We start from the raw sequence: 24,517 nt of genomic DNA, 5'->3' as shown, positions 1-24,517 counted from the left end.
GCTTGGCAGCAGCCAAGCCTCTTTACATAGAAGGGAAAGACGATGAGCGATATCTATCAGCACTTCAGAAAAGACGAGCGGGCCTTTATTGATCAGGCGCTCGAATGGAAAAGAATTGTCCAGGAGCAGTACAGAATGAAGCTGACCGACTTTTTAGACCCTCGAGAGCAGGTCATCCTCACTGCTGTTACGGGACAGACAGACGTTGGGCTTGCTTTTTCCGGCGGCTATGACAGAGCGGAGCGGAAACGGGCGATTCTGTATCCAGAATACATTACTCCAGAAGAATCGGATTTTGAACTGCAGGCGTTTCACGTCCGTTATGCTGACAAGTTTGTCTCAGTAGATCACCGTTCTCTGCTTGGTGCATTAATGGGCATAGGATTAAAGCGGCAAAAATTCGGTGACATCGTGTTTTCTGAATCAGCTGTGCAATTGATTGTATCAGCCGATACCGCTGATTTTGTGGCCGCACAGCTGACTCAAGCAGGCAAAGCGACGGTCAGCCTTGAGAAAATTGGCTTGTCAGACCTTAACATTCCGGCTATTGATGTCGAAATAAGAGATGACACGGTTTCTTCTTTAAGGCTTGACGCTGTCTGCGCCTCTATGAGCAGGCAATCCCGCCAGAAATCACAGACACTTGTGAAAAACGGGCTCGTAAAAGTGAACTGGAAGGTGGTTGAAGATCCTTCCTACATAGTGGCAGAAGGGGACATGCTGTCTATCAGAGGCTTTGGCCGCTGCAGTTTATCCAAAATCGAAGGAAAAACCAAAAAAGACAAATGGAGAGTTACGTTTGAACGACAAAAATAGTCGGTTTTTCAGTTTTTTTCTCCATCTGTGCGAAATTTGTTTTATAATGTGAACTAGATAACCGTACTGAAATGTAAAAATGGAGGTGGCATCATGCCATTAACGCCAAATGATATTCACAACAAGACGTTTACAAAAAGTTTTCGCGGATATGATGAAGATGAAGTAAATGAATTTCTAGCGCAAGTCAGAAAAGATTACGAAATTGTTCTCCGTAAGAAAACGGAACTAGAAGCGAAAGTCAATGAGCTTGATGAAAGAATCGGACACTTTGCCAATATTGAAGAAACATTGAATAAATCCATTTTAGTTGCCCAAGAAGCAGCTGAAGACGTAAAACGCAATTCTCAAAAAGAGGCAAAGCTGATCGTACGGGAAGCGGAGAAAAATGCTGATCGCATTATCAACGAATCGTTATCAAAATCAAGAAAAATCGCCATGGAAATCGAAGAGCTGAAAAAACAGTCTAAAGTGTTCAGAACACGTTTCCAAATGCTGATTGAGGCTCAGCTCGATCTTCTGAAAAATGACGATTGGGATCATCTCCTTGAGTATGAAGTCGACGCTGTATTTGAGGAAAAGGAATAAATTCTCTGATTATCTTGACATTTTCTTAGCTTGTCGAATATAATACGTTCATAAATTCAGATGAAAAAACGGTTGAAAGGGACAGTCATGTTTCCTTCAGGCCTTCATAGCGACCCGGAGATGGTGAGAGTCCGGGATGGCCGGAATCATGTAGATCAGCCCTTAAGTTTCCTTTCTGAACTCACAGTAGGTTAGGACGTTCATCACGTTACGATGCTCAAGAGGAAAAAGCGTATGATGGCTTTTTCTAAAAGGGTGGTACCGCGAGATAAGCTTTCTCGTCCCTTATGGGATGAGAGGGCTTTTTTTATTTTCTGAAAAAATGCAGTGGAGGAATGAAAATGGATTTTAAAGACACGCTCTTAATGCCAAAAACAGATTTCCCGATGCGTGGAAATTTGCCAAACCGTGAGCCTGACATTCAAAAGAAATGGGAGGAAGAGGATATCTATCGTCTTGTGCAGGAACGGACGAAAGACCGCCCGAAATTTGTTTTACATGACGGACCTCCGTATGCTAACGGCGACATCCATATGGGCCACGCGCTTAACAAGATTTTGAAGGATTTCATTGTCCGCTTTAAATCAATGAGCGGCTATAACGCACCGTATGTACCAGGCTGGGATACACACGGATTGCCAATTGAAACAGCTCTGACAAAAAACAAAAAAGTCAACCGCAAAGAAATATCCGTAGCGGAATTCCGCAAACTGTGCGAAGAGTACGCTTGGAAGCAAATCGAGGGACAGCGTGAGCAATTTAAACGTCTTGGTGTCCGCGGCGATTGGGAAAACCCATATGTGACATTAAAACCGGAATACGAAGCGCAGCAAATCCGCGTATTTGGTGAGATGGCAAAACGAGGCTACATTTACAAAGGTCTTAAACCGGTTAACTGGTCACCTTCAAGTGAGTCTGCTTTGGCTGAAGCCGAGATCGAATATCAAGACAAACGTTCAGCATCTATTTATGTCGCTTTTGGTGTAAAAGACGGAAAAGGCGTTCTTGAAAATGGAGAACGTATCATCATCTGGACAACAACACCTTGGACAATTCCGGCGAACCTCGGAATCTCAGTGCACCCTGATCTTGAGTACAGTGTGATTGCAGTAGGCGAAGACCGCTTTGTCGTAGCAAGTGCTTTAGTCGAAAATGTTGCGTCTGCATGCGGATTTGATCAGTATGAAGTGACAAGAACGGTCAAAGGGAAAGACCTTGAGAACATTATCGCTGAACACCCGCTATATGGCAGAGATTCTCTCGTTATGCTTGGTGAACACGTAACAACTGATGCCGGAACGGGCTGTGTTCATACAGCGCCAGGACATGGGGAGGATGACTTTATCATCGGCCAAAAATACGGCTTAGACGTGCTTTGCCCAGTTGATGCAAAAGGTGTCATGACAAGCGAAGCTCCTGGCTTTGAAGGCATGTTCTATGATGATGCAAACAAAGCGATCACACAGCAGCTTGATGAAAAAGGCGCTCTTGTGAAGCTTGAATTCATTACTCATTCTTATCCGCACGATTGGAGAACAAAAAAACCAACCATTTTCAGAGCGACAGCGCAATGGTTTGCTTCAATTAAAGATTTCAGATCAGACCTGCTGGACGCCATCAAAGAAACCAAATGGGTTCCTGAATGGGGCGAGCAGCGTTTGCACAACATGGTTCGGGACCGCGGAGACTGGTGTATTTCCAGACAGCGTGCGTGGGGTGTGCCGATTCCGGTCTTTTATGCCGAAAATGGAGAACCGGTTATTACGGATGAAACCATTGAACATGTTTCTGAATTGTTCAGACAGCACGGATCAAACATTTGGTTTGAAAAAGAAGCAAAGGATCTTCTTCCGGAAGGTTTTACACATCCTGGAAGCCCGAACGGCACATTTACAAAAGAACAGGATATCATGGATGTTTGGTTTGATTCAGGCTCTTCACATCAAGCAGTACTTGAAGAACGTGATGATCTCGTTCGTCCGGCTGATTTATACCTAGAGGGATCTGACCAATATCGCGGCTGGTTTAACTCTTCTCTTTCTACAGCAGTAGCCGTAACAGGAAAAGCGCCGTATAAAGGTGTGCTCAGCCATGGGTTCGCACTGGATGGAGAAGGACGCAAGATGAGTAAATCAATCGGTAACGTTGTTGTTCCGGCTAAAGTTATGAAACAGCTTGGTGCGGACATCTTAAGATTATGGGTATCTTCAGTGGATTATCAGGCGGATGTTCGCGTGTCTGACGCCATTCTGAAGCAGGTTGCGGAAGTATATCGTAAAATCCGTAACACGTTCCGTTTCCTTCACGGCAACCTTTTCGATTTTGATCCAAAAACAAATGCGGTGGCTGTTGAAGAACTTCGTGAAGTGGATCAGTATATGCTGATTAAGCTGAACAAACTGATTGATAAAGTGAAAAAAGCGTATGATGAGTACGAATTTGCGGTTGTGTATCACAGCATCCATAATTTCTGCACAATCGAATTAAGCTCATTCTATCTCGATTTTGCAAAGGATATTGTTTACATCGAGCATGCTGATCATCCGGATAGACGCAGCATGCAGACAGTATTCTACGAAACGCTTCTTGCATTAGTGAAGCTTTCAGCGCCTATCCTTCCGCATACGGCTGACGAATTATGGTCTCATTTAACATTTGTTGAAGAGCAGAGCGTTCAGCTGACAGATATGCCGGAAACAATCGCAGTTCCAAACAGTGAAGCGACTGAAGAAAAATTTGACCGCTTTATGGCTCTTCGTGATGACGTGCTAAAAGCATTAGAAACTGCGCGGAATGAAAAAATTATCGGTAAATCATTGGAAGCTAACCTGAAATTGTATCCAAATAAAGAAAACAAAGAGCTCTTGGCTTCCATTAAAGAAAATCTTTCTCAGCTGTTTATTGTGTCAGAACTGACAATCAGTGAAGAACAGGAAGCGCCGAACGATGCGCAAAGCTTTCCGACGGGTAAAATCGCTGTCGAGAAAGCGGAAGGCGAAATGTGTGAGAGATCACGCGTGATTTCAAAAGATGTAGGGGCAAATCCGAAATATCCAACACTTTCATTACGCAACGCTGAAATCGTTGAAAAATATTATGAAAAATAATGCAAAAGGGGCCCGGCGTAAAAGCCGGGCTTTTTTTGTGCCAAGAGTGACATCCTTTAGAACGGCAGGAAAAATCTTATGGGCTTTAGATCATCATTCATAGGCAACAATAAAGGTACTACGTTAAGAGCAGGAGTTGTGAAGAATGAATGATCAACTGACCGCAATTTACACGGAACTTCTTCTGATGAAAGAAGAATTACAGTCGAGATTATTTGAGTATTCTTGCTTTCAGGTTTCTACAAGCCCGCAAGCAGCAATCAATCATAAACAAAAAGCAACTCTGATCTATCACATTAAAGAAGAGCTTCAAGACGTTCTCCTTGCATTGTCGAAAATCGAAAACGGCACATTCGGATACTGTGAAGAAACCGGGGCCCCCATTCCTCTTTCAAAGCTGGCGGTGCTGCCGACGGCCCGAACAGCAAACGATTTTCTTTATTCTGTCCAATTCGAAAAAAAAACGCTTCCGATATGGAAATCAACGGATATCGAATATGGTCAGGCACTGTATGAATAAACAGTGTCTGACCAGTTAATATGCCTGATATTTCTTTACTCCAGTGCTTTTTATTGATAAAATGCATAATGGATTAAAGTAACCGTAAACTGGAGGAACGTTTGTGCTGTATTATATAATTGCACTACTTATTATTGCAGCCGATCAATTGACAAAATGGCTAGTCGTTAAGAACATGGAACTTGGCCAAAGCATTCCGATCATTGATCAGGTATTCTATATCACCTCCCATCGCAATACGGGTGCTGCATGGGGGATATTAGCGGGTCAGATGTGGTTTTTCTACCTCATAACAACCGCTGTTATTATTGGTATTGTTTATTACATACAGCGTTACACAAAAGGACAAAGGCTTCTTGGCGTTGCCCTCGGGCTTATGCTTGGCGGTGCCATCGGCAACTTTATCGATCGGGCTGTCAGACAAGAAGTTGTGGATTTTATCCATGTTATAATTGTGAATTACAATTACCCGATTTTTAACATCGCGGACTCTTCACTATGTGTCGGCGTAATGCTTTTATTTATACAAATGCTGTTGGACAGCGGGAAAAAGAAAAAGGAGCAATAGCATGAATCAAATTGATATAACCGCTTCAGAAGAACAAAAAAGTGAGCGGATTGATAAATTTTTGGCATCAACTGAGAATGATTGGTCAAGAACCCAGGTTCAGCAATGGGTAAAAGACGGACAGGTTGTCGTGAACGGGAGCGCGGTGAAAGCAAATTATAAAATTCAGCCGGGTGATCAGGTGACCGTCACTGTACCCGAACCGGAAGCGCTCGACGTCCTGGCAGAACCTATGGATCTTGATATTTATTATGAAGATCAGGATGTGCTGGTTGTCAATAAGCCTCGCGGAATGGTTGTACACCCAGCACCCGGTCATCTTACGGGCACACTTGTAAACGGTCTTATGGCTCATTGCACAGACCTTTCCGGAATCAATGGTGTGATGCGTCCGGGGATTGTTCACAGAATCGATAAGGACACGTCCGGCTTATTAATGGTGGCGAAAAATGATATGGCACACGAGTCACTTGTAAACCAATTGGTCAACAAAACGGTCACGCGAAAGTATACGGCTGTTGTCCACGGGCTTATTTCTCATGATGACGGCACAATTGACGCGCCGATCGGGCGGGATAAAAAAGACCGTCAAAGCATGACTGTGACACGTGATGGCAAAAACGCTGTCACTCATTTTCATGTGCTTGAGCGTTTTCAGGACTTTACGTTAGTGGAATGCCAGCTTGAAACAGGGAGAACCCATCAAATTCGTGTTCATATGAAATATATCGGATTCCCATTAGCGGGCGACCCGAAATATGGTCCGAGAAAAACAATCGACTTTAACGGCCAGGCGCTTCACGCGGGCGTTTTAGGTTTTGACCACCCGCGAACAGGAGAATATGTCGAATTTGAAGCGCCGCTCCCTGAGGATATGGCAGAATTAATCGAAACCCTCAGAAAAAACGGTTGACAGAGTGTTTCTTTTCTGAAATAATAAACGAAGCTGAATAGATTCTTTAAAACAGTCCAGAGAGGCTGAGAAGGATAACGGATAGACGGGATGCGTGTATAGTGCGCACCTTGTCCTAAAACCCCTCTATGCTCTGGCAGGAGGGGTTTTTTCTTCTATATAAACTGTGAGGTGTCACACATTGAATCAAAAAGCTGTCATTCTCGACGAACAGGCAATCAGACGGGCCTTGACCAGGATTGCGCACGAAATGATCGAACGCAATAAAGGGATGAATAACTGCATTCTTGTCGGCATTAAGACAAGAGGGATTTACCTGGCAAAACGCCTTGCGGAACGAATTGAACAGATTGAAGGAAATCCTGTTACAGTTGGTGAAATTGATATTACCCTTTACAGAGACGATCTTTCTAAAAAAACGAGCAACGAAGAACCGCTTGTGAAAGGTGCAGATATTCCGGTAGATATCACAGATCAAAAAGTCATTCTTGTTGATGATGTCCTGTATACCGGAAGAACAGTCAGAGCAGGTATGGATGCGCTTGTTGATGTAGGCAGACCTTCCTCCATTCAGCTGGCTGTGCTTGTTGACAGGGGACACCGGGAGCTGCCGATACGAGCGGATTATATTGGGAAAAACATCCCGACATCAAAGGCTGAAAAGGTTATGGTTCAGCTTGATGAGGTAGATCAAAACGATCTCGTCGCCATTTATGAAAATGAATAATAGATCACCTTTTTAAGGGCAATCCAGAGAGGTTGCAAAGAGGTGCACAACAAAGACCCAAAAAGTATTCGGCAGGTCTTTGTATGCCTCTTTGCGTAAAAATAGCAAAGAGGTTTTTTTATACAGCCATTGAGTCATCCTAAAATGAAAGTCAACAATCAGGGGGAAATCATCATGAGTAAGAAAAAAGTAAATTTAGGGGTCAGGGATGTCCCGACACCTTTCTCTTGGGTTTCATTCAGCCTTCAGCATTTGTTTGCCATGTTCGGCTCAACCATTTTGGTTCCGAAGCTCGTCGGAATGAGTCCTGCTGTGGCGTTGGTGACAAGCGGCATCGGAACACTGGCGTACCTTCTTATTACGAAAGGGCAAATTCCGGCGTATCTCGGTTCATCCTTCGCCTTTATTTCTCCGATCATACTGGTAAAAGCGACCGGTGGGCCGGGAGCGGCAATGGTCGGGGCGTTTCTTGCAGGGCTGGTATACGGGCTGATTGCCTTATTGATCAGGCAGCTTGGCACAGGATGGCTGATGAAGATTCTCCCGCCTGTAGTCGTAGGACCTGTTATTATCGTCATCGGGCTGGGACTTGCAAGCACTGCGGTAAACATGGCGATGTATGCTGATCCAAATGCGAGTGAATTGGTTTACAGCTTAAAGCACTTCAGTGTTGCAGGCGTTACGCTGGCCATCACGATTATTTGCGCGATTTTCTTGCGAGGATTCTTAAGCCTGATTCCGGTTTTGATCGGAATCATCGGCGGATACCTGTTCGCCCTTACTCAAGGGATTGTCAACTTCCAGCCGGTGCTTGACGCGAAATGGTTCGCAGTGCCTGAATTTATCATCCCGTTCAAAGACTATTCACCGTCAGTAACACTCGGCATCGCGGCCGCAATGGTACCGGTCGCGTTTGTGACAATGTCGGAGCATATCGGCCACCAAATGGTGCTGAGTAAGGTTGTTGGACAAGATTTCATTAAAAAGCCGGGACTGCATCGCTCCATTATGGGTGACAGCGTGGCGACAATTCTTGCTTCCCTGATCGGCGGCCCGCCGACGACGACTTACGGAGAAAACATTGGCGTGCTGGCCATCACAAGAGTATTCAGCGTCTTTGTCATCGGAGGCGCGGCAGTGATTGCCCTTTGCTTCGGCTTTATCGGCAAAATTTCAGCGCTGATCAGTTCAGTGCCGTCAGCGGTCATGGGAGGCGTCTCCTTCCTGCTGTTCGGAATCATTGCTTCAAGCGGCCTGAGAATGCTGATTGACAACAAAATTGATTATGAAAATAACCGAAACCTCATTATCACATCGGTGATCCTTGTGATCGGTGTAGGAGGCGCATTTATCCAAGTGTCTCAAGGCGGATTCCAAGTGTCAGGGATGGCGCTTGCCGCAATTGTCGGTGTCATCTTAAACCTGATTCTTCCGGAAGCGAAGGAAGAGCACGCAGACACATCTGAACAACATCATATTTAAAACCTTTTAATGAAAGTCCAGAGAGGCTTGGAAGGGTTATGAAGAGAAGGAAGCTTCAATGCTGCCCTCTATTTAACCATACCCCGAGTCTATCTTAGACCCGGGGTTTTTTTCAGCCTTAAGTTGAAATGAGAGGGGAAAGAACATGAAGCATTTAACGACGATGAGTGAACTCAGCACTGAGGAAATCAAAGATTTGCTTCACACAGCACAAGACCTCAAAAACGGAAAAACAGACAATCAGCTTACAGGAAAGTTTGCAGCAAACCTGTTTTTCGAACCGAGCACGAGAACGCGGTTCAGCTTCGAGGTCGCAGAAAAAAAGCTGGGCATGAATGTGCTGAACCTTGATGGAACAAGCACAAGCGTACAAAAAGGCGAAACCTTGTATGACACGATTCGGACGCTTGAATCAATCGGTGTGGACGTGTGTGTCATCAGGCACAGTGAAGATGAGTATTATCAAGAGCTTGTCAGCCAGGTGAGCATTCCGATTCTGAATGCGGGAGACGGATGCGGCCAGCATCCGACACAATCACTGCTTGATTTAATGACGATTTATGAAGAGTTCAATACGTTCAAAGGGCTTACCGTCTCCATTCACGGTGACATCAAGCATAGCAGAGTGGCAAGGTCAAATGCGGAAGTGTTGACAAGGTTGGGTGCCCGGGTCCTGTTTTCCGGTCCTGCGGAATGGCAGGATGAAGAAAATACATTCGGCACGTATGTCTCAATGGATGAAGCAGTTGAGTCTTCCGATGTCGTCATGCTGCTGCGCATTCAAAATGAACGGCATCAGTCCGCTGTCAGCCAGGAAGGCTATTTAAACAAATACGGCTTGACCGTAGAACGGGCTGAGCGTATGAAGCAGCATGCGATCATCATGCATCCTGCTCCGGTAAACAGAGGAGTGGAGATTGATGACAGCTTAGTAGAAAGCGAAAAATCAAGAATCTTCAAGCAAATGCAAAATGGCGTATTTATCAGAATGGCAGTGATACAGCGTGCCTTACAAACCAATGTGAAAAGAGGAGAAGCAGCGTATGTCATATCTCATTAAAAACGGCTGGATACTTAACGAAAATGGTGAAAAAACAGAAGCGGATATCCGAGTGACTGGAGAAACCATTACTGCAATCGGCAAGCTTGATGCAACGGATAATGAAACTGTAATTGATGCGAAAGGTTTGCTCGTTTCACCTGGGTTTGTTGATCTCCACGTCCATTTCAGAGAGCCAGGCGGAGAGAAAAAAGAAACAATTGAAACCGGGGCGAAAGCAGCGGCGCGCGGCGGCTATACAACAGTAGCAGCAATGCCGAATACGCGGCCGGTTCCCGATACAAAGGAGCAGATGGAATGGGTGCAAAACAGAATTAAAGAAACATCATGTGTCAGAGTTCTTCCATATGCATCCATTACGATCAGGCAAATCGGCGATGAAATGACAAACTTTGAAGCGTTAAAAGAAGCCGGGGCATTTGCCTTTACAGATGACGGCGTTGGGATACAGACAGCAGGCATGATGTATGAAGCGATGAAACGGGCAGCCGCAATTGACAAAGCGATTGTTGCACATTGCGAGGACAACTCCTTAATTTACGGAGGAAGCGTACATGAGGGGACATTCTCCAAAGCGAACGGGCTCAACGGCATACCTTCTGTCTGTGAATCGGTTCATATTGCCCGCGATGTGCTGCTGGCTGAGGCGGCAAACTGCCATTATCATGTATGCCATATCAGCACGAAAGAATCTGTCAGGGTTGTACGCGATGCGAAAAAAGCGGGAATCAGAGTGACAGCAGAAGTGTCGCCGCATCATTTGCTGCTTTGTGATGAGGACATCCCGGGGCTGGACACAAACTATAAAATGAATCCTCCGCTCCGCAGCGCAGAAGACAGGGCTGCTTTAATTGAAGGTCTTTTAGACGGAACAATTGATTTTATCGCAACAGACCATGCACCGCATACGGAAGAAGAGAAAAACACGGAAATGAAGCTGGCGCCATTCGGAATTGTCGGCTTAGAAACAGCATTCCCGCTTCTTTACACACACTTTGTCAAAAATGGCAGCTGGTCATTGAAGCAGCTCATTGACTACATGACAATCAAGCCATGCAAAGCGTTCGGTCTCCCATATGGAACATTACAAACGGGGCAAGTTGCTGACATGACATTAATTGATTTAGAAAAAGAAGCAGTTATAGACAAAGAGACATTTTTATCAAAAGGAAAAAATACACCATTCAATGGCATCAGCTGCACTGGCTGGCCGGTCGCTACAATTGCAGCAGGGAAGCTTGCTTATGAAGAAGGGAGACTTGTCAAATGAAGAGACGATTAGTACTGGAAAACGGAGCGGTATTCGAAGGAGAAGCCTTCGGGAGCTTAGAACACAACATGGGAGAAGTCGTTTTTAATACTGGGATGACAGGCTATCAGGAAATTTTATCTGACCCTTCTTACTGCGGGCAAATCGTAACATTGACATACCCGCTTATCGGAAATTACGGCATTAACCGTGATGATTTTGAATCCATTACCCCTTTTGTCAAAGGGCTGATCATCAAAGAATTGTGTGAACTGCCTTCCAACTGGCGTTCAGCATACACATTAGACGAGTATTTAAAAATGAAAAACATTCCCGGACTCCAGGGGATTGATACAAGGAAGCTGACAAGAATGATCCGCACGGCAGGCGCGCTAAAAGGAACATTCGCTTCATCTGATGAAGACATCGAAGCTGTGCTGAAAAGACTGAACGAAACGGAATTGCCAAGAAATCAAGTATCACAAGTATCAGCCAAAACAGCATATCCGAGCCCGGGAAGAGGCAAACGCATTGTCTTGGTTGACTTCGGCATGAAGCACGGGATTCTAAGGGAGCTCAACAAACGGAAATGTGACGTCATCGTTGTGCCTTACAACATTACAGCAGAAGAAGTGCTTCAGCTGAAACCGGACGGCATCATGCTTTCTAACGGACCTGGAGACCCGAAGGATGTGCCTGAAGCGATTGAAATGATTAAAGGTGTTCTCGGAAAAGTGCCTTTATTCGGAATATGTCTCGGCCACCAATTATTCGCGCTGGCGTGCGGGGCGAATACTGAAAAAATGAAATTCGGCCACAGAGGTTCAAACCACCCGGTAAAAGAGCTGGCTACAGGGAAAGTTGCCTTAACATCTCAAAACCATGGTTATACAGTTTCATCTATCAGTGAAACAGAACTTGAAGTGACGCATATCGCAATCAACGACGATACGATTGAAGGGCTGAAGCATAAAACATTGCCGGCATTTACGGTTCAATATCATCCCGAAGCCTCACCTGGTCCTGAGGATGCTAACCATCTATTTGACAGATTCATCGAAATGATCGAAACAACAGAGAAAGAAGGGGAAGCGGTATGCCAAAACGCGTAGACATTAACAAAATTTTAGTAATTGGATCTGGGCCGATCATCATCGGCCAAGCAGCAGAATTTGACTATGCGGGAACGCAAGCCTGTCTTGCTTTGAAAGAAGAAGGCTATGAAGTCATCCTTGTCAACTCAAACCCTGCCACGATCATGACAGATACAGAAATGGCTGATCGGGTTTACATCGAACCGCTCACACCTGAATTCCTGACACGAATCATCAGAAAAGAGCGCCCAGATGCCATTCTTCCTACGCTCGGAGGCCAAACCGGTTTGAATCTTGCGGTTGAGCTTTCAGAAAGAGGCGTTTTGGCAGAATGCGGCGTCGAAGTGCTTGGCACGAAACTGTCTGCGATTCAGCAAGCTGAAGACCGTGACTTGTTCAGAACATTAATGAATGAACTGAATGAACCGGTGCCTGAAAGTGAGATTATCCATTCCCTCGAAGAAGCGGAAAAATTCGTCAGTCAAATTGGATTCCCTGTCATTGTCCGTCCGGCATATACATTAGGCGGAACAGGCGGAGGCATCTGCTCGAATGAAACAGAGCTAAAAGAAATTGTTGAGAACGGCTTGAAATTAAGCCCGGTACACCAATGTCTGCTAGAAAAGAGCATTGCCGGCTATAAAGAAATCGAGTATGAAGTCATGAGAGACAGCCAGGATCACGCCATTGTTGTTTGTAACATGGAAAACATTGATCCGGTTGGAATCCATACTGGAGACAGTATTGTTGTCGCGCCGAGCCAAACGCTCAGCGATCGCGAATATCAGCTCCTGCGGAATGTATCGTTAAAACTGATTCGCGCGCTTGGAATCGAAGGCGGATGTAACGTCCAGCTCGCCCTAGATCCAGACAGCTTCCAATATTACATCATTGAAGTAAATCCGCGTGTCAGCCGTTCATCTGCCCTTGCATCAAAAGCAACGGGATACCCGATAGCAAAGCTCGCTGCTAAAATTGCAGTCGGCCTTTCATTAGATGAAATGATGAACCCGGTAACAGGAAAAACATATGCAGCATTTGAACCTGCTCTTGACTATGTCGTATCCAAAATTCCGCGCTGGCCGTTTGATAAATTTGAATCAGCAAACAGAAAGCTCGGCACGCAAATGAAAGCGACTGGTGAGGTCATGGCGATCGGCCGCACGCTTGAAGAATCATTGCTGAAGGCTGTGCGTTCACTGGAAGCTGATGTGCATCATCTTGAATTGAAGGACGCCGCTGACATTTCAGATGAACTTCTTGAAAAGCGAATTAAAAAGGCCGGTGATGAACGCTTATTCTACTTAGCTGAAGCGTACAGAAGAGGTTACACGGTAGAAGACCTTCATGAATTTTCCGCTATCGATGTCTTCTTCTTGCATAAGCTGTTCGGAATCGTAGAATTTGAAAAAGAATTGAAGGCGAATGTGGGCGATACAGATGTGCTGAGACGGGCAAAAGAACTCGGCTTCTCTGACCAGTACATCAGCCGCGAGTGGAAAATGAAAGAATCCGATCTATACAGCTTGAGAAAACAAACGGGGATTGCACCGGTATTCAAGATGGTAGATACGTGCGCGGCGGAATTTGAGTCAGAAACGCCATATTTCTATAGCACATATGAAGAAGAAAATGAATCTGTCGTTACAGATAAGAAAAGTGTGATGGTGCTTGGTTCGGGTCCGATTCGAATCGGTCAGGGTGTCGAGTTCGACTATGCGACTGTTCACTCTGTATGGGCAATTAAACAAGCAGGCTATGAAGCCATTATTGTCAATAACAACCCGGAAACCGTTTCAACAGACTTTAGCATCTCGGACAAGCTGTATTTTGAGCCGCTTACGATTGAAGATGTTATGCACATCATTGACCTCGAACAGCCGATGGGCGTTGTTGTACAATTTGGCGGACAAACTGCGATTAACCTTGCTGACGAGCTTTCTGCGCGCGGAGTGAAAATCCTTGGAACTTCATTAGAAGATTTAGACCGTGCAGAAGATCGGGATAAATTTGAACAAGCGCTTGGAGAACTTGGTGTTCCGCAGCCACTTGGCAAAACAGCGACATCGGTTGATCAGGCAGTAAGCATTGCGAGTGATATCGGATACCCGGTATTGGTGCGCCCTTCCTATGTACTTGGCGGCCGGGCGATGGAGATTGTGTATCATGAAGAAGAGCTGCTTCATTACATGAAAAACGCAGTCAAAATCAATCCGCAGCACCCTGTATTAATTGACAGATATTTGACTGGGAAAGAAATTGAAGTTGATGCAGTATCTGACGGTGAAACAGTCGTCATTCCGGGAATTATGGAGCACATTGAACGTGCGGGCGTTCACTCCGGAGACTCGATCGCTGTCTATCCGCCTCAATCGCTCACTGAGGACATTAAGAAAAAAATTGAACAATACACGATCGCACTTGCTAAAGGGCTGAACATTGTCGGTTTGCTCAATATTCAATTCGTCTTATCACAAGGCGAGGTGTACGTGCTCGAAGTGAACCCGAGATCAAGCAGAACCGTACCGTTCTTAAGCAAAATTACGGGTATCCCAATGGCGAATCTCGCAACAAAAATCATTCTCGGTCAAAAGCTGGCTGCGTTTGGCTATACAGAGGGCCTTCAGCCTGAGCAGCAAGGTGTATTTGTAAAAGCGCCGGTCTTCTCCTTCGCCAAGCTGAGAAGAGTAGACATTACGTTAGGGCCTGAAATGAAATCAACAGGTGAAGTCATGGGGAAAGATTCGACCCTTGAAAAGGCGCTCTATAAAGCCTTGATTGCTTCAGGTATTCAAATCCCGAACTACGGTTCCGTGCTTTTAACAGTAGCTGATAAGGACAAAGAAGAAGGGCTTGCCATTGCTAAGAGGTTCCACGCGATTGGCTACAACATTTTAGCGACGGAAGGAACGGCAGGCTACCTGAAAGAAGCTTCTATTCCAGCGAAGGTCGTCGGAAAAATCGGCCAGGATGGTCCGAACCTGCTTGATGTCATCAGAAACGGTGAAGCACAGTTTGTCATCAATACGCTGACAAAAGGAAAGCAGCCGGCAAGAGACGGATTTAGAATCAGACGTGAATCAGTAGAAAATGGTGTTGCCTGCTTAACATCGTTAGATACGGCAGAGGCGATATTGCGAGTGCTGGAAAGCATGACATTCCGCGCTGATCAAATGCCGGCAGTCAACACAAATCAGGAGGCGGCAGTCACTATATGAAAAAAGCGTATTTGACAGTATGTTCTAACCAGCAAATTGCAGACCGGGTGTATCAAATGGTTCTGAAAGGGGAGCTTGTCCAAGGGTTTACAACCCCGGGGCAGTTCCTTCATCTTAAAGTGAGCGAAGCGGTCACGCCTCTTTTGAGGAGGCCAATCAGCATCGCCGACGTCAATTTTGAAAAAAGTGAAGTCACCATCATTTATCGAGTAGATGGGGAAGGTACAAGGCTATTGTCTCTGAAACAGCAGGGAGAGCTTGTGGATGTCCTCGGGCCTTTGGGAAATGGCTTTCCTGTCAATGAAGTCCAACCCGGAAAGACGGCTTTGCTGGTAGGAGGCGGTGTAGGTGTGCCGCCTCTCCAAGAGCTGTCGAAACGCTTGATTGAAAAAGGGGTAAATGTCATCCACGTTTTAGGATTCCAATCGGCAAAGGATGTTTTTTACGAGAAAGAATGCCGGCAGTATGGAGACACGTTTGTGGCAACAGCTGACGGAAGCTACGGGGAAACCGGATTTGTCACAGATGTGATTAAACGGAAACATCTAGAGTTTGATATCCTTCTCAGCTGCGGGCCAACACCGATGCTCAAGGCGCTAAAACAGGAATATGCCCATAAAGAAGTATATCTGTCCATGGAGGAACGAATGGGCTGCGGAATCGGCGCATGCTTCGCGTGTGTGTGCCATACAAACGAAAGTGAGACATCCTATGTAAAAGTATGTCTCGACGGGCCTGTATTTAAAGCTCAGGAGGTGGCGCTGTAATGCTCAAGGTGAAATTGCCGGGACTTGATTTGAAAAATCCAATCATTCCTGCATCAGGCTGCTTCGGTTTTGGAAAAGAATTTTCACGTTTTTATGATTTGTCTTGTCTTGGAGCCATCATGATTAAGGCTACGACAAAGGAGCCTCGCTTCGGGAATCCGACGCCGCGGGTAGCTGAGACAGGTGCTGGAATGCTTAATGCGATCGGTCTCCAAAATCCGGGGCTGGATAGCGTTTTGCATCATGAACTGCCGTGGCTTGAGCAGTTTGATACGCCGATCATTGCCAATGTCGCAGGTTCTCAAGTCGAGGATTATGTTGAAGTCGCAGAGCATATCAGCAAAGCGCCTAATGTACATGCACTTGAATTGAATATTTCCTGCCCAAATGTGAAAACAGGCGGAATCGCTTTTGGCACGAACCCTGAAATGGCTGCCGATTTGACAAAAGCGGTGAAAGAGGTTTCAAATGTACCCGTTTATGTGAAGCTTTCCCCGAACGTGGCTAATATCACAGAGGTTGCATTAGCGATTGAGGAAGCGGGAGCGGACGGCCTTACGATGATCAACACACTAATCGGCATGAGACTCGATTTAAAAACCGGCAAACCGATATTAGCGAATAAAACAGGGGGACTTTCCGGCCCTGCTGTGAAGCCGGTTGCCATTCGCATGGTGTATGAAGTCAGCCAGGCGGTCAACATCCCGATTATCGGAATGGGAGGCGTGCAGACGGCCGAAGATGCCCTGGAATTTCTTCTCGCTGGAGCAAGCGCGGTCGCTGTCGGAACAGCAAATTTTGTGAATCCTTTTGCATGTCCAGAGATTATTGAACAGCTCCCATCTGTTTTGCGCCAATACGGCTATCAATCAATTGAAGAATGCATCGGAAGGAGCTGGAATCATGAAAAACAACCTGCCCATCATCGCGCTTGATTTTGCATCAGCTGAAGAAACACTTGCGTTCTTAGCGCCTTTTCAGCAAGAACCGTTATTTGTAAAGGTTGGAATGGAGCTTTTTTATCAAGAAGGGCCATCTATCGTGAAACAATTAAAAGAAAGAAACTGCGAGCTATTTTTGGATCTAAAGCTTCATGACATTCCGACCACTGTAAACAAGGCGATGAAGCGTCTTGCCAGTCTCGGCGTAGACCTCGTCAATGTTCATGCGGCCGGGGGCAAAAAAATGATGCAAGCAGCTCTTGAAGGCTTAGAAGAAGGTACGCCGGCGGGGAAAAAACGCCCGTCACTTATTGCGGTAACCCAGCTGACAAGCACATCTGAACAAATCATGAAGGATGAACTGCTGATCGAAAAGCCTCTGATCGATACGGTTGTGCACTACAGCAAACAGGCGGAAGAAAGCGGACTGGATGGAGTGGTCTGCTCTGTTCATGAAGCAAAAGCCATTTACCAAGCAGTGTCGCCTTCATTTCTGACTGTCACTCCAGGGATCAGAATGTCAGAGGACGCTGCGAATGACCAAGTCCGCGTGGCGACACCTGCAATTGCAAGAGAAAAAGGTTCATCAGCGATTGTAGTAGGGCGCTCGATTACAAAAGCGGAAGATCCGGTAAAAGCCTATAAGGCTGTCAGACTTGAATGGGAGGGAATCAAATCTTGAAACAAATCATCGCAAAACACCTATTAGACATCCAAGCTGTATTTTTACGTCCGAACGAGCCGTTCACATGGGCAAGCGGCATTTTATCACCAATCTACTGTGACAACCGCCTTACGCTATCTTTCCCAGAGGTCAGAAATGATGTCGCCTCAGGCATCAGCAAGCTTGTCAAAGAGCATTTTCCCGAAGCTGAAATGATAGCAGGAACAGCAACTGCGGGTATTCCTCATGCTGCTCTGGCGGCTGACCGTTTGAATCTTCCGATGTGTTATGTGAGGAGCAAGCCGAAAGCGCACGGAAAAGGCAATCAGATTGAGGGAGCTGTGCAGAAAGGGCAAAAAACGGTCGTTATTGAAGACTTAATCTCCACAGGAGGCAGCGTGCTTGAAGCTTGTGCAGCTTTACAAGCGGCCGGCTGTGAGGTGCTTGGTGTCGTCTCAATCTTTACGTACGGACTTCCCAAAGCAGAAGAAGCCTTCGCAAAGGCAGAACTGCCATACTACTCATTAACTGATTACGATACGCTCACAGAGGTCGCACTTGAGAACGGAAATATTCATTCAGATGATCTAAAAAAGCTGAAAACATGGAAACGAAATCCCGAGTCAAAAGATTGGTTTAAAAAATAAAAAATATATTCCAACGATGTAAAGAGGCTTCAAAGCCTTGCTGTACTTAAAAACAGGCCATGAGGCCTGTTTTTTTATTAATCCTATAAAAAAAGTCGGGTTGACTTATGTTAGAATTGTGCTAAAATTTACTACAAATCTGAAAAACTTATCAAGAGCGGCTGAGGGACTGGACCTATGAAGCCCGGCAACCTGCATAGTTTGTAAGGTGCTACTTCCAGCAAAATGAATTCCATTTTGAAAGATAAGGGCTACATGCTGTTCCTGTCTTTCTTTCCGCCGGATTGAAAGTTTTTTATTTTAAGAGGCAAAAAGGCTGTTTGAAATCACCAGCCAAGAATCACATTACAATTGGGAAAAGACAACCGGCAGGAAGCTACTGTTTGTTTGTCTCCGAAAGGAGGAAAGAAGAAATGTTAACGTATGATAATTGGGAAGAACCAACGATTACATTTCCGGAAGACGATCCTTATAAAGGAGCGCTGTCAGTTTTAAAGTGGGCATACGGCCATTACGGCAACCAGCTTGTTTATGCCTGCAGTTTCGGAATTGAGGGAATCGTTTTGATTGACTTAATTTATAAAGTGAAAAAAGACGCAGAGATTGTGTTTCTTGATACAGGACTTCATTTTAAAGAGACCTATGAAACAATTGAACGAGTGAAAGAGCGTTATCCAGGTCTTAATATCATCCTGAAAAAACCAGACCTCACCCTTGAGGAACAAGCCGAGGAATATGGTGACAAGCTGTGGGAAAGAGAGCCGAATCAGTGCTGCTACCTTAGAAAGGTCGTTCCTTTAAGAGAGGCGCTTTCAGGACATCCAGCCTGGCTTTCCGGTCTGCGCCGTGATCAAGGGCCAAGCCGTGCCAATACGAATTTCTTAAACAAAGATGAAAAATTCAAGTCAGTAAAAGTTTGCCCGCTCATCCATTGGACTTGGAAAGACATTTGGAGATACACATCACGGAATGAACTGGACTACAATCCGCTTCATGACCAAGGATACCCAAGTATTGGCTGTGCGCCTTGCACTGCTCCCGCTTTTACCGCAGAGGATCTGCGTTCAGGCAGATGGAATGGTATGGCGAAAACAGAATGCGGACTGCATGAATAAGGAGCTGCAAAATGGAACTAGCCGCTATTTTATTTAGCTTGTTTTTTGCGATGAATATTGGTGCAAGCGGCGCTGCAGCTTCGATGGGAGTTGCTTACGGCTCTGGAGCCATCAAAAAGAAAACTTACGCTTTGATCCTATGCGCAGTCGGTGTCTTGGCCGGGGCGGTCATTGGCGGAGGCGAGGTCGTAAAAACAATCAGCTCTGGCATTATCCCCGAACAGACGATTACACTGACGATTGTTTGCATCATTATTGGAGCTGCTGCGCTGTCGCTCTTTACGGCTAATCTGCTCGGCATTCCTTTATCGACAAGTGAAGTGACGGTCGGCGCGGTTGTCGGCGTGGGAGTGGCTTATAAAGTATTGTTTGTGAATAATCTTCTGATCATTGTGACATTTTGGGTTTTTGTCCCGCTGTTCGCTTTTGGCTTCACCTATTTCGTATCTAAGCTGTTTCGTTATTTTAAGATTGAAGTGAAATCTTCTAAACAGCAAAAAATCCTCGGCATTGTTTTGTTAGTTGCCGGATTTTTCGAAGCATTCTCTGCCGGCATGAATAATGTGGCGAATGCCGTTGGCCCGTTAGTGGCTGCCGGTGTGCTTGATGTCGTAAAAGGAACCTTGTACGGAGGAGCTTTTGTTGCGCTCGGCGCACTGTTATTAGGCAGGCGTGTGTTAGAAACAAACGGGAAGAAAATTACGAGATTTTCAAAGGGAGAAGGCATTCTCTTATCCGGCACAGGAGCGGGACTGGTAATAATCAGTTCTGTATTTGGGATGCCGGTGCCCTTGGCGCAAGTCACGTCATCGTCTATTATCGGCATAGGCATGGCAAAAAACGGTCCGAACGTGTTCCATAAACAAGTTGTTCAAACGATGCTGAAGGTATGGATCGTATCGCCGTTTTTATCTTTATCGATTTCTTATCTGCTTGTATCCTTGTTTTTAAAAGCGGATTATTATTCGATCTTTATCATGGTAAGTGTTCTTTTAGCGGCGGGCGGTGCCGTCAGCCTGACAAAGGCCATTCGTAAAGAGAGACGCTCAGTCCACGAACAAGGCGGGGGAATCTGAACATTAATCTGAGTAATTTTATAAGTTAACTAGGAGGAGATGGATGTTATGAGCTTAGCACCACATGGAGGAACATTAGTAAACAGAGTAAATGAATCATATGATGTGAGCAGCATTCAAAAAGAAATTGAACTTGATTTAATTTCTTTCGCGGATTTGGAATTGATCGGTATCGGCGCATACAGCCCGATTGAAGGTTTCTTTAATGAAAAAGATTACGAATCTGTTGTCGAAAACATGCGTCTTTCTTCCGGCGTTGTCTGGTCTCTTCCAATCACACTTCCGGTCGATGCGCAAAAAGCAGCGGAACTGTCAGTTGGCGAAACGGTAAAGTTAACGTATGAAGGAGACGCATACGGCGTTATCCAAATCGAAGACCTGTATGTGCCTGACAAACAAAAAGAAGCTATCAATGTGTACAAAACGGATGAGCAGGAGCATCCGGGTGTTAAAAAACTGTTCAGCCGCGGCAATACATATGTCGGCGGACCGATCACGTTGATTAAAAAAGCTTCAAAACAGTTCCCTGAGTTTACTTTTGAACCGGCAGAAACAAGACGCCAGTTTGCTGAAAAAGGCTGGGAAACGATTGTCGGCTTCCAAACAAGAAACCCTGTTCACAGAGCGCATGAATACATTCAAAAAACGGCTCTTGAAACAGTAGACGGCTTGTTCTTGAATCCGTTAGTAGGTGAAACAAAATCCGATGACATCCCAGCTGATGTACGGATGGAAAGCTACCAAGTTCTTCTTGATCATTATTACCCGAAAGATCGCGTGTTCCTTGGTGTCTTCTTGGCGGCGATGCGTTATGCAGGCCCGAGAGAAGCCATTTTCCACGCGCTTGTCAGAAAGAACTACGGATGCACACATTTCATCGTTGGCCGTGATCATGCAGGTGTAGGTGACTATTACGGAACATACGAAGCACAGGAGCTGTTTGACACATTCAAACCTGAAGAACTCGGGATTACACCGCTTAAATTCGAGCACAGCTTCTTCTGTAAAAAATGCGGAAATATGGGGACGGCGAAAACATGCCCTCATGGCAGAGAGCATCACGTCATTTTATCAGGCACTAAGGTAAGAGGTATGCTGAGAGACGGCGTGCTGCCTCCTGCTGAATTCAGCCGAAAAGAAGTCGTAGAAGTGTTAATCAAAGGGATGAAGAAAAAAGAAGAAGTAGGCGTATCTTAAGGAGGATTGGCAGTGACAAATCGCGATATTGTATGGCATGAAGCCTCTATCACAAAAGAAGAGTACCAGCAAAAAAACAAGCATAAAAGCTCCATTCTCTGGCTGACAGGGTTAAGCGGCTCAGGCAAATCAACCATTGCCAACGCCGCTGCGAGAGAATTGTTTGAGCAAGGCTACCAAGTCATTGTGCTGGACGGGGATAATATCCGTCACGGCTTAAATAAGGATCTTGGTTTTTCTGATGAAGACCGAAAAGAAAACATCCGCCGAATCGGAGAGGTGGCAAAACTTTTTGTTCAGCAGGGAACCATTGTCATTACTGCTTTTATCTCTCCTTTCCGTGAGGACAGACAACAGGTTCGCGAGCTTGTGGAAGTTGGCGAATTCAATGAAGTATACATTAAATGTGATCTTGATATTTGTGAACAAAGGGATCCGAAAGGACTCTATAAAAAAGCAAGAAACGGAGAGATCCCGTTTTTTACAGGAATTGATTCTCCTTATGAAGAACCGGAAGCGCCAGAGCTCGTTCTTGATTCAGGACAGCATGACCGTGAAGCGTGTAAAAATCAGCTGATCGAGTTTGTCAAACAAAAATTGAGCTGAATATGATCTGCTGCGTTCTTCTCAGATGCCGGAATGCAAGCGAGAACAACATCACAAGTGAATGTTCTGGAAGAACTCGAATAGATCGGGGGAAATACGATGGGAAAAGTATATATTGTAGGAGCGGGTCCCGGTGATCCTGATCTGCTGACGATTAAAGCGCTGAAAGCCATTGAAAAAGCTGATGTTATCTTATATGACAGATTAGTAAATAAAGAGATTTTACAATATGCCAAAGAGCAAGCAGACCTGATCTACTGCGGGAAGCTTCCAGATTTTCATACGATGAAGCAGGAAACCATCAATCGATTTCTTGTGAAGTATGCGCAAAAAGGGAAAATAGTTGTCAGACTGAAAGGCGGTGACCCTTTTGTGTTCGGCAGGGGAGGGGAAGAAGCGGAATGCCTCTCTGAAAATGGCATACCGTTTGAAATCATCCCTGGCATTACGTCAGGAATCGCGGCAGCCGCTTATGCCGGGATTCCTGTTACTCATCGGGATGCGGGCTCTAACGTCGCATTTGTAACGGGTCATTATAAAAGTGATGAAGATTTTGAGGAAAAGTGGAAAGCGCTGGCTACAGGAATTGATACACTTGTCATCTATATGGGTATCAAAAACGTGCAGCAGATTGAAAGAAAACTCCTTGAAAACGGCCGGGACGGTTCTACGCCGGCAGCCTTTATTCATTGGGGAACAACGGACAAGCAAAAATCTGTTTTTTGTACAGTTGACACCCTTTCAGAAACAGTGATAAAAGAAAACATTACAAATCCGAGTTTAATTGTCATTGGAAATGTTGTAAATTATCACTATAAGCTGGAATGGTTTGAATCTGAACTGAAAAAACAAGATTTAAGCGAGGCGTTGTAAAATGAAACAAGCAATTTTATATGTCGGCCACGGCAGCCGGGTCAAAAAAGCTCAGCAAGAAGCCGCAGCCTTTTTGGAAGGGTGTAAGGCACACATCTCTGTGCCAGTACAAGAAATCAGCTTTTTAGAGCTTCAGGAGCCGACAATTGAGACAGGATTTGAAGCATGTGTGAAGCAAGGCGCCACTCATATCGCAGTGGTGCCTCTGCTTCTTTTAACAGCTGCGCATGCAAAACATGATATTCCGAAAGAAATTGCGCGTGCTGCATCCCGATATCCGTCAGTCCATATATCATACGGAAAGCCGATCGGGATTGACGAAGAAGTAGTCAAGGCTGTATATCATCGAATGAAAGACATTGGTGTTCCGTATGAAAATGCCAGAGTGGTGCTCATTGGAAGGGGAAGTTCAGATCCAGATGTCAAAAGAGACGTGACTGGCATTGCTCATCTTCTTCAGGAAATGGTTCCAGTCAAGGAAGTCATTCCGTGCTTTTTGACAGCATGCGGCCCGAATTACAAAGAGGTTTTTTCAGAACTTGAAAAAGATGACGGCACAACAACCTTTATCGTTCCGTATTTGCTCTTTACGGGTATGCTGATGAATGAAATTGAACGAGAGGTTCAGACATTAAAAGCTCATAATCCGAATGTCTATCTTTCTTCTTATATCGGTTTCCACCCTTATGTGAAAAGCGCATTTTTAAACCGTGTGAAAGAAACTGCGGCAAACCCTGAGGGACAATTTGATTTTGACGGAGGTTCATATGCTTCCGCTGCACATTAGCCTGGAAAAGAAGAAGGTCGTCATTGCGGGGGGCGGCAGCATCGCTCTCAGAAGACTGAAAACGGTGATTTCTGAAGGAGCTGATATAACGCTTGTCAGTCCGGATGTTGAACCGGAAATCAAGCAAATGGCAGAAGATCAACGCATCAAATGGAAAAAACGGACGATCGAAAAAGAAGATTATCTCAATGCTTTTTTCATTATTGCCGCGACGGATGATGCGGCAGTGAACAAAGAAATTGCCCAATCCGCTTCGCCTTTTCAGCTTGTCAATTGTGTCAGTGACGCTGAGCTTGGCAATGTATATATGCCGAAAATCGTAAAAAGAGGGTATGTCACGGTGTCCGTTTCTACAAGCGGAGCCAGTCCAAAGCACACAAAAGAGCTTGCTGAAAACATGGATAAGCTGATTGACGGCGAATTTGTTGCTGAAGTGGATAGGCTTTATCAATTGAGAAGAAAGAAATAAGCCAGAGCATAATAATGCTCTGGCTTTTCTTTA

The 24,517-nt window shown here is 45.3% G+C and carries 23 protein-coding genes, 1 riboswitch and 1 other annotated feature; all 23 genes read left to right on the top strand.

Going from position 1 to position 24,517, the window contains the following annotated elements; all coding sequences use genetic code 11:
• The first annotated feature begins 42 nt into the window (after positions 1-42).
• The gene (locus ACQXR1_RS09720) at positions 43-816 is read left to right on the top strand and encodes an RNA-binding protein (RefSeq protein WP_014663903.1); all 774 of its coding nucleotides are present in this window, start codon (positions 43-45) and stop codon (positions 814-816) included.
• Positions 817-909: 93 nt separating this feature from the next.
• Positions 910-1,404 carry a septum site-determining protein DivIVA gene (divIVA, locus tag ACQXR1_RS09715; protein WP_003221468.1) on the top strand — a complete coding sequence of 165 codons (495 nt, stop codon included), beginning with the start codon at positions 910-912 and terminating at the stop codon, positions 1,402-1,404.
• Positions 1,405-1,466: 62 nt separating this feature from the next.
• Positions 1,467-1,693, top strand: a binding site (T-box leader).
• Between the two features lie 52 nt (positions 1,694-1,745).
• The gene (ileS, locus tag ACQXR1_RS09710; RefSeq protein WP_430772042.1) at positions 1,746-4,511 is read left to right on the top strand and encodes an isoleucine--tRNA ligase; all 2,766 of its coding nucleotides are present in this window, start codon (positions 1,746-1,748) and stop codon (positions 4,509-4,511) included.
• Between the two features lie 145 nt (positions 4,512-4,656).
• Entirely contained in the window at positions 4,657-5,031 is a 375-nt protein-coding gene (gene ylyA, locus ACQXR1_RS09705; RefSeq protein ID WP_014476755.1) for a sporulation-related RNA polymerase-binding protein YlyA, read from the top strand.
• A 103-nt stretch (positions 5,032-5,134) separates the two neighbouring features.
• Positions 5,135-5,599 (top strand): signal peptidase II, encoded by a 465-nt coding sequence (gene lspA / locus ACQXR1_RS09700; RefSeq protein WP_014663906.1) that lies wholly within the window; start codon positions 5,135-5,137, stop codon positions 5,597-5,599.
• A gap of 1 nt (position 5,600) precedes the next feature.
• On the top strand, positions 5,601-6,512 hold the full coding sequence (locus ACQXR1_RS09695; protein WP_014476756.1) for an RluA family pseudouridine synthase: 912 nt from the start codon (positions 5,601-5,603) through the stop codon (positions 6,510-6,512).
• A 181-nt stretch (positions 6,513-6,693) separates the two neighbouring features.
• Positions 6,694-7,239 (top strand): bifunctional pyrimidine operon transcriptional regulator/uracil phosphoribosyltransferase, encoded by a 546-nt coding sequence (pyrR, locus tag ACQXR1_RS09690; RefSeq protein WP_003221477.1) that lies wholly within the window; start codon positions 6,694-6,696, stop codon positions 7,237-7,239.
• A 174-nt stretch (positions 7,240-7,413) separates the two neighbouring features.
• Positions 7,414-8,721 (top strand): uracil permease PyrP, encoded by a 1,308-nt coding sequence (gene pyrP, locus ACQXR1_RS09685; protein WP_014663908.1) that lies wholly within the window; start codon positions 7,414-7,416, stop codon positions 8,719-8,721.
• Positions 8,722-8,866: 145 nt separating this feature from the next.
• On the top strand, positions 8,867-9,781 hold the full coding sequence (locus ACQXR1_RS09680) for an aspartate carbamoyltransferase catalytic subunit (protein ID WP_430772041.1): 915 nt from the start codon (positions 8,867-8,869) through the stop codon (positions 9,779-9,781).
• On the top strand, positions 9,765-11,051 hold the full coding sequence (locus ACQXR1_RS09675) for a dihydroorotase (protein WP_430772040.1): 1,287 nt from the start codon (positions 9,765-9,767) through the stop codon (positions 11,049-11,051). Before ACQXR1_RS09680 ends, ACQXR1_RS09675 begins: the two co-directional genes overlap by 17 nt.
• Complete coding sequence (locus tag ACQXR1_RS09670) at positions 11,048-12,142, top strand: carbamoyl phosphate synthase small subunit (RefSeq protein ID WP_014663911.1); 1,095 nt, start codon at positions 11,048-11,050, stop codon at positions 12,140-12,142. The genes ACQXR1_RS09675 and ACQXR1_RS09670 overlap by 4 nt, the downstream gene beginning before the upstream one ends.
• Positions 12,127-15,342 (top strand): carbamoyl-phosphate synthase (glutamine-hydrolyzing) large subunit, encoded by a 3,216-nt coding sequence (gene carB, locus ACQXR1_RS09665; RefSeq protein ID WP_227098523.1) that lies wholly within the window; start codon positions 12,127-12,129, stop codon positions 15,340-15,342. Before ACQXR1_RS09670 ends, carB begins: the two co-directional genes overlap by 16 nt.
• Positions 15,339-16,109 (top strand): dihydroorotate oxidase B electron transfer subunit, encoded by a 771-nt coding sequence (pyrK, locus tag ACQXR1_RS09660; RefSeq protein ID WP_095431274.1) that lies wholly within the window; start codon positions 15,339-15,341, stop codon positions 16,107-16,109. The genes carB and pyrK overlap by 4 nt, the downstream gene beginning before the upstream one ends.
• Positions 16,109-17,044: a dihydroorotate dehydrogenase gene (locus tag ACQXR1_RS09655; RefSeq protein ID WP_430772039.1), complete on the top strand. Its 936-nt coding sequence runs from the start codon at positions 16,109-16,111 to the stop codon at positions 17,042-17,044. The genes pyrK and ACQXR1_RS09655 overlap by 1 nt, the downstream gene beginning before the upstream one ends.
• Positions 17,013-17,732 carry an orotidine-5'-phosphate decarboxylase gene (gene pyrF / locus ACQXR1_RS09650; RefSeq protein ID WP_430772038.1) on the top strand — a complete coding sequence of 240 codons (720 nt, stop codon included), beginning with the start codon at positions 17,013-17,015 and terminating at the stop codon, positions 17,730-17,732. Before ACQXR1_RS09655 ends, pyrF begins: the two co-directional genes overlap by 32 nt.
• Complete coding sequence (gene pyrE / locus ACQXR1_RS09645; protein WP_040083202.1) at positions 17,729-18,361, top strand: orotate phosphoribosyltransferase; 633 nt, start codon at positions 17,729-17,731, stop codon at positions 18,359-18,361. Before pyrF ends, pyrE begins: the two co-directional genes overlap by 4 nt.
• A 145-nt stretch (positions 18,362-18,506) precedes the next feature.
• A riboswitch (SAM riboswitch) is annotated at positions 18,507-18,612 on the top strand.
• A gap of 162 nt (positions 18,613-18,774) precedes the next feature.
• Positions 18,775-19,476, top strand: a complete 702-nt coding sequence (locus ACQXR1_RS09640; RefSeq protein WP_003238646.1) for a phosphoadenylyl-sulfate reductase — start codon at positions 18,775-18,777, stop codon at positions 19,474-19,476.
• Positions 19,477-19,487: 11 nt separating this feature from the next.
• The gene (gene cysP / locus ACQXR1_RS09635; RefSeq protein WP_040083201.1) at positions 19,488-20,552 is read left to right on the top strand and encodes a sulfate permease; all 1,065 of its coding nucleotides are present in this window, start codon (positions 19,488-19,490) and stop codon (positions 20,550-20,552) included.
• A gap of 48 nt (positions 20,553-20,600) precedes the next feature.
• Complete coding sequence (gene sat / locus ACQXR1_RS09630) at positions 20,601-21,749, top strand: sulfate adenylyltransferase (protein ID WP_069838791.1); 1,149 nt, start codon at positions 20,601-20,603, stop codon at positions 21,747-21,749.
• A 12-nt stretch (positions 21,750-21,761) separates the two neighbouring features.
• On the top strand, positions 21,762-22,355 hold the full coding sequence (gene cysC / locus ACQXR1_RS09625) for an adenylyl-sulfate kinase (RefSeq protein WP_014663920.1): 594 nt from the start codon (positions 21,762-21,764) through the stop codon (positions 22,353-22,355).
• Positions 22,356-22,454: 99 nt separating this feature from the next.
• Positions 22,455-23,228 (top strand): uroporphyrinogen-III C-methyltransferase, encoded by a 774-nt coding sequence (gene cobA, locus ACQXR1_RS09620; protein WP_014663921.1) that lies wholly within the window; start codon positions 22,455-22,457, stop codon positions 23,226-23,228.
• A 1-nt stretch (position 23,229) separates the two neighbouring features.
• Positions 23,230-24,015 carry a sirohydrochlorin chelatase gene (sirB, locus tag ACQXR1_RS09615; RefSeq protein ID WP_430772037.1) on the top strand — a complete coding sequence of 262 codons (786 nt, stop codon included), beginning with the start codon at positions 23,230-23,232 and terminating at the stop codon, positions 24,013-24,015.
• Positions 23,996-24,484 (top strand): precorrin-2 dehydrogenase, encoded by a 489-nt coding sequence (gene sirC / locus ACQXR1_RS09610; protein WP_205440620.1) that lies wholly within the window; start codon positions 23,996-23,998, stop codon positions 24,482-24,484. Before sirB ends, sirC begins: the two co-directional genes overlap by 20 nt.
• The last annotated feature ends 33 nt before the right edge of the window (positions 24,485-24,517 follow it).

It is taken from the genome of Bacillus sp. ATD (assembly GCF_050585765.1).
Lineage (GTDB): Bacteria > Bacillota > Bacilli > Bacillales > Bacillaceae > Bacillus > Bacillus stercoris.
This window is presented reverse-complemented; position numbering and strand designations above follow the sequence as displayed.

Bases quoted from the DNA above. Each gene is read 5' to 3' on its own strand.
- pyrK (WP_095431274.1), top strand. From the start codon at position 15,339: ATGAAAAAAGCGTATTTGACAGTATGTTCTAACCAGCAAATTGCAGAC.
- pyrP (WP_014663908.1), top strand. From the start codon at position 7,414: ATGAGTAAGAAAAAAGTAAATTTAGGGGTCAGGGATGTCCCGACACCT.
- ACQXR1_RS09680 (WP_430772041.1), top strand. From the start codon at position 8,867: ATGAAGCATTTAACGACGATGAGTGAACTCAGCACTGAGGAAATCAAA.
- ACQXR1_RS09670 (WP_014663911.1), top strand. From the start codon at position 11,048: ATGAAGAGACGATTAGTACTGGAAAACGGAGCGGTATTCGAAGGAGAA.
- sirB (WP_430772037.1), top strand. From the start codon at position 23,230: ATGAAACAAGCAATTTTATATGTCGGCCACGGCAGCCGGGTCAAAAAA.
- cysP (WP_040083201.1), top strand. From the start codon at position 19,488: ATGGAACTAGCCGCTATTTTATTTAGCTTGTTTTTTGCGATGAATATT.
- sat (WP_069838791.1), top strand. From the start codon at position 20,601: ATGAGCTTAGCACCACATGGAGGAACATTAGTAAACAGAGTAAATGAA.
- divIVA (WP_003221468.1), top strand. From the start codon at position 910: ATGCCATTAACGCCAAATGATATTCACAACAAGACGTTTACAAAAAGT.
- ACQXR1_RS09675 (WP_430772040.1), top strand. From the start codon at position 9,765: ATGTCATATCTCATTAAAAACGGCTGGATACTTAACGAAAATGGTGAA.
- ylyA (WP_014476755.1), top strand. From the start codon at position 4,657: ATGAATGATCAACTGACCGCAATTTACACGGAACTTCTTCTGATGAAA.
- ACQXR1_RS09720 (WP_014663903.1), top strand. From the start codon at position 43: ATGAGCGATATCTATCAGCACTTCAGAAAAGACGAGCGGGCCTTTATT.
- pyrF (WP_430772038.1), top strand. From the start codon at position 17,013: ATGAAAAACAACCTGCCCATCATCGCGCTTGATTTTGCATCAGCTGAA.
- ACQXR1_RS09655 (WP_430772039.1), top strand. From the start codon at position 16,109: ATGCTCAAGGTGAAATTGCCGGGACTTGATTTGAAAAATCCAATCATT.
- ACQXR1_RS09695 (WP_014476756.1), top strand. From the start codon at position 5,601: ATGAATCAAATTGATATAACCGCTTCAGAAGAACAAAAAAGTGAGCGG.
- cobA (WP_014663921.1), top strand. From the start codon at position 22,455: ATGGGAAAAGTATATATTGTAGGAGCGGGTCCCGGTGATCCTGATCTG.
- ACQXR1_RS09640 (WP_003238646.1), top strand. From the start codon at position 18,775: ATGTTAACGTATGATAATTGGGAAGAACCAACGATTACATTTCCGGAA.
- sirC (WP_205440620.1), top strand. From the start codon at position 23,996: ATGCTTCCGCTGCACATTAGCCTGGAAAAGAAGAAGGTCGTCATTGCG.
- carB (WP_227098523.1), top strand. From the start codon at position 12,127: ATGCCAAAACGCGTAGACATTAACAAAATTTTAGTAATTGGATCTGGG.
- ileS (WP_430772042.1), top strand. From the start codon at position 1,746: ATGGATTTTAAAGACACGCTCTTAATGCCAAAAACAGATTTCCCGATG.